This window comes from Thioalkalivibrio sp. ALRh, from assembly GCF_000381425.1.
GTDB lineage: Bacteria > Pseudomonadota > Gammaproteobacteria > Ectothiorhodospirales > Ectothiorhodospiraceae > Thioalkalivibrio.
In genome coordinates, this window is the sequence record NZ_KB906523.1 from 148,989 (window position 1) to 158,250 (window position 9,262).

General features: G+C 63.8%; 10 protein-coding genes and 1 tRNA gene. 7 read left to right on the forward strand and 4 right to left on the reverse strand.

Annotation, left to right across the window (positions count from 1 at the left end):
* The first annotated feature begins 179 nt into the window (after nt 1-179).
* Nucleotides 180-680 (forward strand): lactoylglutathione lyase, encoded by a 501-nt coding sequence (gloA, locus tag F791_RS0111080; RefSeq protein ID WP_018137723.1) that lies wholly within the window; start codon nt 180-182, stop codon nt 678-680.
* A 162-nt stretch (nt 681-842) separates the two neighbouring features.
* On the forward strand, nt 843-2,726 hold the full coding sequence (locus tag F791_RS0111085; RefSeq protein WP_019592606.1) for a DEAD/DEAH box helicase: 1,884 nt from the start codon (nt 843-845) through the stop codon (nt 2,724-2,726).
* Between the two features lie 50 nt (nt 2,727-2,776).
* Here the strand turns inward: F791_RS0111085 and F791_RS0111090 are convergent, their stop codons facing one another.
* Together F791_RS0111090 and F791_RS0111095 are read right to left on the reverse strand one after the other, a co-directional pair.
* On the reverse strand, nt 2,777-3,538 hold the full coding sequence (locus F791_RS0111090) for a TIGR01458 family HAD-type hydrolase (protein WP_019592607.1): 762 nt from the start codon (nt 3,536-3,538) through the stop codon (nt 2,777-2,779).
* 113 nt (nt 3,539-3,651) lie between these two features.
* Nucleotides 3,652-4,272, reverse strand: coding sequence for a methyltransferase domain-containing protein (locus F791_RS0111095; protein ID WP_019592608.1), 621 nt, complete (start codon nt 4,270-4,272; stop codon nt 3,652-3,654).
* Between the two features lie 78 nt (nt 4,273-4,350).
* Here F791_RS0111095 and F791_RS0111100 point away from each other — a divergent pair, with 78 nt between their 5' ends.
* A complete protein-coding gene (locus F791_RS0111100) occupies nt 4,351-5,058 on the forward strand; it encodes an MBL fold metallo-hydrolase (RefSeq protein ID WP_019024477.1) in 708 nt (235 codons plus the stop codon).
* A gap of 65 nt (nt 5,059-5,123) precedes the next feature.
* Nucleotides 5,124-5,200 (forward strand) — tRNA-Arg (locus F791_RS0111105).
* Between the two features lie 212 nt (nt 5,201-5,412).
* On the opposite strand, the gene F791_RS0111110 is transcribed toward F791_RS0111105, so the two are convergent.
* Nucleotides 5,413-5,658, reverse strand: coding sequence for a helix-turn-helix transcriptional regulator (locus tag F791_RS0111110; protein WP_018174061.1), 246 nt, complete (start codon nt 5,656-5,658; stop codon nt 5,413-5,415).
* 119 nt (nt 5,659-5,777) lie between these two features.
* Between F791_RS0111110 and F791_RS0111115 the strand changes: the two genes are divergently transcribed.
* Genes F791_RS0111115 through F791_RS0111125 form a run of 3 tightly spaced genes read left to right on the forward strand, consistent with a single transcriptional unit; the run spans nt 5,778 to nt 8,182 of the window.
* Nucleotides 5,778-6,011, forward strand: a complete 234-nt coding sequence (locus tag F791_RS0111115; RefSeq protein ID WP_018174062.1) for a hypothetical protein — start codon at nt 5,778-5,780, stop codon at nt 6,009-6,011.
* Nucleotides 6,004-7,221 carry a site-specific integrase gene (locus F791_RS0111120; protein WP_018174063.1) on the forward strand — a complete coding sequence of 406 codons (1,218 nt, stop codon included), beginning with the start codon at nt 6,004-6,006 and terminating at the stop codon, nt 7,219-7,221. Before F791_RS0111115 ends, F791_RS0111120 begins: the two co-directional genes overlap by 8 nt.
* Nucleotides 7,211-8,182 carry a TraI domain-containing protein gene (locus tag F791_RS0111125; RefSeq protein WP_020411033.1) on the forward strand — a complete coding sequence of 324 codons (972 nt, stop codon included), beginning with the start codon at nt 7,211-7,213 and terminating at the stop codon, nt 8,180-8,182. Before F791_RS0111120 ends, F791_RS0111125 begins: the two co-directional genes overlap by 11 nt.
* Nucleotides 8,183-8,521: 339 nt before the next feature.
* Here F791_RS0111125 and F791_RS0111130 read toward each other — a convergent pair.
* A partial coding sequence (locus F791_RS0111130; protein WP_255349511.1) for a helicase-related protein occupies nt 8,522-9,262 on the reverse strand: 741 nt, incomplete at its 5' end.

The window sequence follows — 9,262 nt, forward strand, 5'->3', positions numbered from 1 at the left end:
AAGCGATCTCCCAACGCAGGCACCGACGTTGGGGCAGACCCGACAGGCTGCCGCGTCGGCTGCGCCTCCTCGCAGTGACGAGGGATCGCGGACGACGCGATGGTGGTACTTGAGGGAACCTCGGCCCCTGTGTTCCAGTCTTCCGGGACACCCCCCTTTAGCCGATACAAGGACGCACCATGAGCGACAATCCCACCGCAGGCTTTCGCTTGAACCACACCATGCTGCGCGTGAAGGATCCGCAGAAGGCGCTGGACTTCTACCAGCGGGTGTTCGGCATGCAGCTGATCAAGACGCTGGACTTCCCGGAGTTCGAGTTCACGCTCTACTTCCTGGCGCAAATCGGCGAGGACGAGCCGCACCCGCCCAAGGATGGCGGGGAGGCCACCCGCTGGATGTTCAGCCAGCGCGGCATCCTGGAGCTGACCTACAACTACGGCACCGAAAAGGACGCCGACTTCCACTACCACGACGGCAACGAGGAGCCGCAGGGCTTCGGCCACATCTGCTTCTCGGTACCCGACCTGGACGCGGCCGTGCACTGGTTCGACGAGAACGATGTCGAGTTCGTGAAGCGCCCGGACGAGGGCGGGCTGAAGGACATCGCCTTCGTGAAGGACGTGGACGGCTACTGGATCGAGATCCTGGAGCCGGCGCGACTGACCGGGCTGGGGAAGTAGCAGACCCCAAGCCCTCGTAATGCCCGCGTTTGTTCGCGGGCAAGAGTTTTATTGCATATGCGCAGACGTATTTCGTTTCGCAATTCGTGTATGATGCGCGCTGAGTAGATTCATCCGATTTTCGCCGGGCCTTTGTTCCGGCCCGCCCGAGTACCCCCTGAAATGTCCGAATCCCCCTCCTTCGCCGAACTCGGCCTTTCCGAGTCGTTGGCCCGTGCCCTGTTGCAACTGGGCTTTACCACCCCGACCCCGGTCCAGGCCGCGTGTATCCCGGCCCTGCTGGCCGGCGACGACGTGCTGGGCGAGGCCCAGACCGGCACCGGCAAGACCGGCGCCTTCGGCCTGCCGCTGATCGACTCGATCGATCCCGCGCAGCGTCGCGTGCAGGCGCTGATCCTGGCGCCGACCCGCGAGCTGGCCGGCCAGGTCGCCACCGCCCTGGAGGGCTTCGCGGCCAGTATCGACGGGCTCGAGATCCTGCCGGTCTACGGCGGCCAGCCCATGGGCGTGCAGATCCGCGCCCTGCGCGATGGTGCGCAGGTCGTGGTCGGAACGCCCGGCCGCGTGGTCGACCACATCAAGCGCGGCACGCTGACACTGGATGCGCTGCGCATGGTGGTGCTGGACGAGGCGGACGAGATGCTGCGCATGGGCTTTGTCGAGGAGATCGAATGGATCCTCGAACAGACCCCGGCCGAACGCCAGACCACGCTGTTCTCCGCGACCATGCCGGCGCCGATTCGCCGCATCGCGCACCGCCACATGCGCGAGCCGCAGGAGATCCGCATTGGCGCGGGCAACGAGGCCGGCACCGACATCGATCAGAGCTACTGCCTGGTGGACCAGCGCCACAAGACCGAGGCCCTGGGCCGGATGATCGAGGTGGAGCCGGAACTGGACGCGGCGATCGTATTCGCCCGTACCAAGGCCGCCACCGCCGAGATCGCCGAGGCCCTGAACGCACAGGGCGTGCAGTCCTCCCCGCTCAATGGCGACATGGAACAGGGCGAACGCGAGCGCGTGGTCGCCGACCTGCGCGATGGTCATCTGGACGTGATCGTGGCCACCGACGTGGCCGCCCGCGGCATCGATGTCCCGCGCATCACCCATGTCTTCAACTACGACGCCCCGGGCGATGCCGAGGTGTACGTGCACCGCATCGGCCGTACCGGCCGCGCCGGGCGCAAGGGCCGCGCGATCCTGTTCCTGGAGCCGCGCAAGCGGCGCATGCTACGCGATATCGAGCGCCTGACCGGCAAGCCCGTGCGCGAGCAGAAGGTCCCGGATCGCGCCGCCGTGATCGCCCGCCGCGAGGAGCGCCTGGCCGAGCGTCTGCAGGCCGAGCTGGCCGGCGAAGCGTCGCCGCAGCTCGACGCCCTGCTGGACCGGCTGCTGGCCAACGGCCAGATGGGCGAACGCGATCTCGCCCGCGCCCTGCTCGCCCTGGCGACCCAGGGCACGCCGCTGGATGGCACGCCCAACGCGCACGATCCCGTGACGGCGGCCGCCAGCCGCCCCGAACGCGACAGTCATCGTGCGGATCGCAACCGTGACCGCGCCCCCCGCCCCAGCCGCGGCAAGGACCGCGGGCCGGAAGCGGACATGGTGCGCTACTACATGCCGGTCGGGCGTAACCACGGCATCGCCCCCGGCGCCATTGTCGGGGCGCTGGCCAACGAGGGTGGCCTGAACGGCCGCGACATCGGCCGGATCGGCCTGCAGGACGACCACAGCCATGTGGACCTGCCGGCCGCGCTGGACGAGGCCGCGGTGCGCCGCCTGGGCAATATCCATATCGCCAACCGTCGCCTGGAAATGGCGCGCTCTGTCCCGACTCGCGACTCGCGCGCGACCGAGCGCCACGCCCCGGCTGCGCGCAAGCCCCACGGCCCGGGCAAGACGGCCGCCAAGCGGCGTGGCCCGGCTCCGGCCAACGGCAAGCGCCCGGCCTATGCGGCCGCCGGAAAGCCGCGCAAGGCGCCGGGCCGCAAGGCCAACGCCAGCCGCGGTGACGGCACCCTGTCGGTCAAGCGCCGCTCCGCCTGATCAAGGCCAGGACCCGCGCGCCGGTCATTGACGGCCGGCGCGCGGTTACCTCAACCCAATAAAGCATCCACGATGTCGGCCAGGCGATCCGCCAGGCCGGCACCGCGGTGTTGTGCCCGCTGTTCGTCGCCGTCCTGATACTTGCCGGTGCGCACCAGACAGGCGGTCAGACCCGCGGCGCGTGCGCCGTCCACATCCCCCAACACATCGTCGCCCACCATCAGCACCTGCTCCGGTGGCAGATCCAGATCCGCAATCGCCGCATGGAACAGCCGGGCATCCGGCTTGCCGAAGTTCTCGGCCTTCAGATCGGCGGCGTACTCCAGCGCACGCACGAACGGGCCGATATCCAGCGACAGGCCAGCCGCCTCGCGAAAATAGCGGTTGGTCCCCATCACCCACAGCGGTGCTCCCTCCATCAACACGCGAAACGCGCGGTTGAGCACGGCGTAGTCGAACGCGGCGCCCATGTCGCCCAGTACGACCACATCCGGCTCGCCCGTGGGCACGCCCTCGAACTCGGGTTCCAGCGCCGGGTGTACCAGGAGCAGCGGGGTGCGGGACTCGGACGCGAGCCGCTCGCGGATCGCGGAGGGGGCCGTCGTCAACTGCGCAGACTCGAACGCGAAGCCGAGGCCGGCCAGCTTGTCGATGATGGCCGCGCGTGGCTCGCGCGTGGTGTTGGTGATCAGACGGATCGGGAGCCCGGCGGCCTGTGCCCGCTGCACGGCCTCGATGGCGCCCGGGAGGGCCTCGCCGCCCACGTACAGCACACCGGAGAGGTCCAGCAACAGCGCGCGAACCTGCTCCATTCCCTCCGGCATAGAGTTAAGCATGAGTATCCCCCTTGCCGCGGCACTTCACGCGGTATCCGGCCGGAACCCATGGGTCCCGACTCGGGGCACGGGTGTGCCCTTTACCCGATTCAACGCCGAATCAGGCGATGAAGCAACTCGAACTTGCCATTGGTGTGTTCGGTCCGCCCGGCGTCGTTGCGCCACTCCCAGCGGCTGTCCGGGAACAACGCCCGCATGTCCGCCATCTCGCAGTGAAACGGCGGCCCGCCCTCGCGCCCGGTCTGCATGAAGCACGCGAACAGCTCGCCGTCCGGACGCAGCCAGGCATGCAGCTGCTGCTCGTAGGCGGGCCACTGCTCGGGCGGGATCGCGCACAGGGAGGTCTGCTCGTAGACCCCATCCACCGGCGTCTCCGGCTGCCATGCCAGCATGTCGGCCTGGACGACCTCCGCCTCCAGCCCCTCCCGCTCCAGCTGTTCGCGCAGATGCCGCACTGGCGTGGGCGCCACATCCAGACCGATCGGGTAATATCCGTGGCGGGCCAGGGCCGGGACCTCGTGTCCGAAACCGCAGCCCGGCACCACGATCCGTGCGCCTTTCGCCAGATCGGTGATCGCCAGCCACGCTTCCAGCGACGGGCTGGGGCCACCGCGATCCCAGCGCGTGGAGCCCTCCTGATAGCGGGACTCCCAGTCGGCCTCCGCATCCAGGGCGGCGTTAACGGCCAACGACTCTTCGGAATTTTGCATCTCTCTCCTTCCCTGCGGACGATGGAACCAGTAATGCACGGACCCTACCAAACTGGAAACGACTCAATGGAGACGCCGATGGACCGCAACGACCTGCCCTACCGCATCCACCGCCAGGAACTCGGGCCGATGGAGAACTTCGTCTACCTGATCGAGGACATGGCGAGCCGCCGCGCGGCGGTGGTGGACCCGGCCTGGGAGCCGGACGCGATCCTCAACCAGGCGCGCGAGCAGGACGTGACCATCTCCGACATCCTGCTGACCCACAGCCACCACGACCACATCAACGGCGTCGAGGCGATCCTGGAGCAGTACCCCAATGCCCGACTGCATATCCTCAAGCCCGAGGCCGAGTTCTGGGGCAAGGAGCTGGAGCGCCCTGAACTCCACCACGGCGGCGACACGATGAAGCTGGGCGATACCGAAATCCGCTTCCTGCACACGCCCGGCCACACCCCCGGCTCCGCCTGCTTCCACATGCCAGCCGGCGACGACCTGATTACCGGTGACACGCTGTTTGTGTTCGGCTGCGGCCGCTGCGACCTGTCCGGGGGCGACCCGGAACAGATGTTCCACACCCTGAACGGCCTGCGCGACGGGCTCCCGGCGCATACCTGCATCCACCCGGGCCACAACTATGCGGAGAAGGCCGAATCCACCCTGGCGGAACAGGACGAGGGCAACCCGTTTCTGCACTTCCACGACCAGGACGAATTCGTCCACTACCGCATGCACGAACACGACCGGGTGCGCTCCACGCCCTACCATCCTATCCCGCGCGGCTGAGGCAAATCGCTCATGGCGCTTGCATCCCTCGGGACCAATCGCGATAATGCGCGCCTTCAGTCGATGCGCCCGTAGCTCAGCTGGATAGAGTACCTGGCTACGAACCAGGTGGTCGGAGGTTCGAATCCTTCCGGGCGCGCCATATTCCTGAGAAAGGGATCAGTGACTTACAGTCGCTGGTCCCTTTTTCGTTTTGGGTCAGGTCACGTCCCGTGACACTCTCGTGCCACTTCTGTGACAAACCTGTAACACGCTGCTTGGGCTACTTGTGCCCTACGAGTACCTGGCTCCGTGACACATTCCGTGCCTTGTGGCCCGTTAGAAGTCCACCGAGCGCATCCCGGCAGCCTGTCCTCAGGAGCGGTCCGACGCATCTCCTTCGTCGACGAACTCAACAAGTTCTTCGATGCGGCAGCCAAAGTACTTGCACAGGCGGTCCAGGGTGTCCGTACCAACGTTATAGCCCTTGTTGTTGGCTATCTTCGAAAGCGTAACGCGGTGGACCCCAGCCTCTTCGGCGATTTCCTTAAAGGTAACCACCCGTCCCTCCTGATATTCCTTCTCCGCTACGAGCTCTTTCAGCTTGATGCGTATAGCCATGACGCCCGAGCACTCCATTTGTAGTTGACACGCTACATCGATTGTGTACGATCGACATTGTGTGAAGCGCTCACGCTACACACGAAACGAATGGACTTCATCGATAAGAGGGACGATACATGAGCTACACATACCTGACCACAGAAGGTCTCGCCGAACGGATCCACTACGACACGCGCACGATCCGTGAACGCCTCAAGGACAGCGTCCTCATTGAGGGAATTCACTACTTCCGGCCATTCGGCGGTCGCAAGATCCTTTTCATCTGGGAAACGATCGAACGGGACATGATGGATACGGACGGCGGGGTGCCCGCCATCCCCATGGCCAGCGGGGGGGCGTGTCATGGCTAGAGTGCGCGCCAGAAAAGACACCGGGAAGCTCTACTTCGACTTCTTCTATAAGCGCGTTCGATGCCGCGAGTGCACAACTCTAGATGACACCGCAGCCAACCGGCGAAACATGGAGAAAGTCGCGAAGAAGATCGAAGCCGAGATTACTCTTGGCACCTTCGAATACAGTCGGTACTTCCCCAACAGCAGCCGAGCGGTCAGGTTCTCCGCGGAGCTGGAAGGCGCCGCCCCGACCGAAGCGGACGTCGAAACGGCCAGCACCCCACTGTTTCGCGATTTCGCGGAACAGTGGCTGCAAGAAAACGAGGTCGCCTGGCGCTTCAAGACGCTGGAGACCAACCGCGGCTCCCTGCGACGACACCTGCTGCCCTACTTCGGTGATCAAAGGGTCAGCGACATCAGCAAAGCGGACATCCTTGCCTTCCGGTCCGAGCTCGCCAAAGTTCCAGGCCGGAAAGGCAACGCGACCCTGTCCCCAAAGACCATCAACCACACCCTCGGGGTGCTCTCGATGGTCCTGGCCGAAGCCGCTGACCGCTTCCAGTTTACGTTCCCGATGAACAATCTGAAACGGCTCAAACAACCACGTAAGGAGATCATGCCGTTCACGTGGGAGGAAACGCAGAAGATCATCAATACGGTTCGAGCCGACTACCGCGACTACTTCATCGTGCGGCTTTTCACAGGACTGAGAACCGGTGAAGTGCACGGCCTGAAGTGGAAGTACGTGGACTTCGAGAAAGGCCAGATTCTGATTCGCGAGACCTACAACCAGGGGCGGACGGAATACACCAAGAACGACGGCTCACAGCGTGAGGTCGCCATGTCTTCCGTGGTCGCAGAGGCCCTGCAGCGACAGTTCCGAGCCACTGGCAAACAGGAATACGTCTTCGTCACGAAGGCCGGCCGGCCACTGGACACCAAGAACGTCACTCAGCGGGTTTGGTATCCATTACTCCGCTATCTCGGGCTTGAGCCTCGCCAGCCCTACCAGTGCCGGCATACCGCCGCCACGCTTTGGTTGGCGTCTGGAGAGAACCCGGAGTGGATCGCCAGGCAACTGGGCCATACCACGACCGAGATGTTGTTCCGCGTGTATTCGCGGTACGTCCCTAACCTGACACGCCAGGATGGTTCCGCCATGGATCGTCTCCTGCGTTCTCTCCAAGGGAACGCCGAAGAGCACACGGAGGTGCGCAATGAAGGCTAAGGACGTTCAAGAACTACAGCGAATGGTCGGGATGGATGACATCGCATGCTATGAGCCCGTCATTTTCGCCGCACGGGTCGAAATCCAGTGCGAAGGCCGAGCTCCTAGCGGAGAACCCTACTACCGACTTCGGGTCTACGATTCGACCGGTTATTTCACGGCCTTCGCAAGGATTCGAGACTGGGAAGGACATCCCTTGGGAGGGGGTCAGTTCCGATCCCTGGCCCTCCACACCATCGATACAGAGCGTGGACAGCGACACGTTGTGGCTTATCCAGAAGTCGGGTCGGCACTGCCCGAGAAGGGGCCGCTGGATCTTCTCCCCGTCCACCGCGCACCCGACCCTGGCAGCCTGCAGCGCCTGGTCAATGTGGTGGAGAACCTTTCTGTTGAGCCCTACCGAGAATTCGTCAGTGAGGCCTTCTCGGATCAGGAATTCGCCATCCAGTACCTCACGCTCCCGGCATCCAAGCGATGCCACCATGCCAAGACCGGCGGGCTGATCGCCCACAGCCTCGAACTCGCCGAAGCGGTACATGCGGTGGGTCGGACCATGGCATTGCCGACGCTGCAAACGGAAGCCGGCATACTACTGGCCCTGATGCATGACATCGGCAAGATTGTCCTTGCTTCGGAATTCGCCGAACGGGTACCTACTCGCTCCCATGAAGAGCTCATCGAATACGTTCTCCAGGAACCGCTGCTTTCCCTAAAGCAGATGGACGCAGACGCCTATCACACGCTGTGGGCACTCATCGTTGCCTACCGCAACGGCAACAGCTATTCAGCACCGATGGCAACGGTTGTGCGTGGCCTGGATGGCTGCAGCGCACAAACGGATGCGACCTTGCAGAGCTCATCTCAGGCGCCGATGCACCGGTACTGGCAATCCCCTTGCGGAGGTCGAAAAGTCTGGATTCCGCCCCTCATCAACCACGACACTCGTCGCCGCGCCGGATGACCCTATCCACGTAAATCCCAGATCCCCTCAAGCCATACAAATGGGGATCTGGGAATCTCGTCAATATCCACTCCCACTGAACAAGCACCAGCGCATGGCGCAACTCAGCCAATGACTTTAGGCCTCCGGCCACACATCGCAAATCGCTAGAACTTATTGGCGAGCTTGGCCAGTACCGCCTGCGCTTTGCGTTTCTCTACCTCAGGGTCTTCCTTCTGCAGTTATTCGACGGCGGAGAGATCATCGCCACGCTTGCGATTCTGGCGGGGCTCAAAGGCTTCGATCAGGATGGCTTCCGACGCAATGCCTCTCAGCTCTGGCGAAATCAGGATCCAGAAGTTACGTCGGGGGAGGAAGTAGAGAAATCTGCCAGTCCTCTGGCGCGTCCTCCGGCAGGGCATGATCGAGATAGGCGATCAGGTCTTCCTGACGCGGCTGGCCAAACACCATTCGGTAGAGCGCTAGTTGCCGCTTCATGCGCTTGAGGCGCCCCACATCGCGGCTCAGCGGCAAGAGCAGGACTCGCCGCTTAATGCGTGCGTCCCCGGCCTCGTAGATCCACCACGGTGCCAGGTCGGATTGCTGACCAAACTCCGTCGCTTCGGCGCACTGGAACAGACGAGCCCACGGGTCTCCGCCATCCTCCCAGTCCGCAAGGGCGGCCAGGCCGATGTGCTGGGCGACGTTCCTCCTCACCGCGTGGCCCTTGTAGCGATGAACTCGCCCTTCGCGCTGCTCCATATCGACCGGATTCGACGGCAGGTTCCAGTGCACGACCGAGTGACACCAGGTGTGAAAATCCAGTCCTTCCTGCCCGACCGAAGTGCTGGCCAGCACAAAAGGACGAAAGGGCGAATTAAAGGCCGCCCGCACCGAGTCGGCACGGGCTACGGTGCCATCGGTATCATCCCGTACATCGCCGAATCTCAGCGCGAACCTGCACCGAATTGAGAAGGTATCGACTTTCATACGACGCTTCTGGACTCTAACGTCGTCTACCTTGAGTCCGACAGCCCGCATCGATAGTGATTCCGTCACAGCTCGTGCCACTGCATCAATACGCTCGGTCGCGGGTGCCTC

What these genes read in the sequence shown, in the direction of transcription:
- gloA (WP_018137723.1), top strand. Translation starts at nt 180, where the DNA reads ATGAGCGACAATCCCACCGCAGGCTTTCGCTTGAACCACACCATGCTG.
- F791_RS0111085 (WP_019592606.1), top strand. Translation starts at nt 843, where the DNA reads ATGTCCGAATCCCCCTCCTTCGCCGAACTCGGCCTTTCCGAGTCGTTG.
- F791_RS0111090 (WP_019592607.1), bottom strand. Translation starts at nt 3,538, where the DNA reads ATGGAGCAGGTTCGCGCGCTGTTGCTGGACCTCTCCGGTGTGCTGTAC.
- F791_RS0111095 (WP_019592608.1), bottom strand. Translation starts at nt 4,272, where the DNA reads ATGCAAAATTCCGAAGAGTCGTTGGCCGTTAACGCCGCCCTGGATGCG.
- F791_RS0111100 (WP_019024477.1), top strand. Translation starts at nt 4,351, where the DNA reads ATGGACCGCAACGACCTGCCCTACCGCATCCACCGCCAGGAACTCGGG.
- F791_RS0111110 (WP_018174061.1), bottom strand. Translation starts at nt 5,658, where the DNA reads ATGGCTATACGCATCAAGCTGAAAGAGCTCGTAGCGGAGAAGGAATAT.
- F791_RS0111115 (WP_018174062.1), top strand. Translation starts at nt 5,778, where the DNA reads ATGAGCTACACATACCTGACCACAGAAGGTCTCGCCGAACGGATCCAC.
- F791_RS0111120 (WP_018174063.1), top strand. Translation starts at nt 6,004, where the DNA reads ATGGCTAGAGTGCGCGCCAGAAAAGACACCGGGAAGCTCTACTTCGAC.
- F791_RS0111125 (WP_020411033.1), top strand. Translation starts at nt 7,211, where the DNA reads ATGAAGGCTAAGGACGTTCAAGAACTACAGCGAATGGTCGGGATGGAT.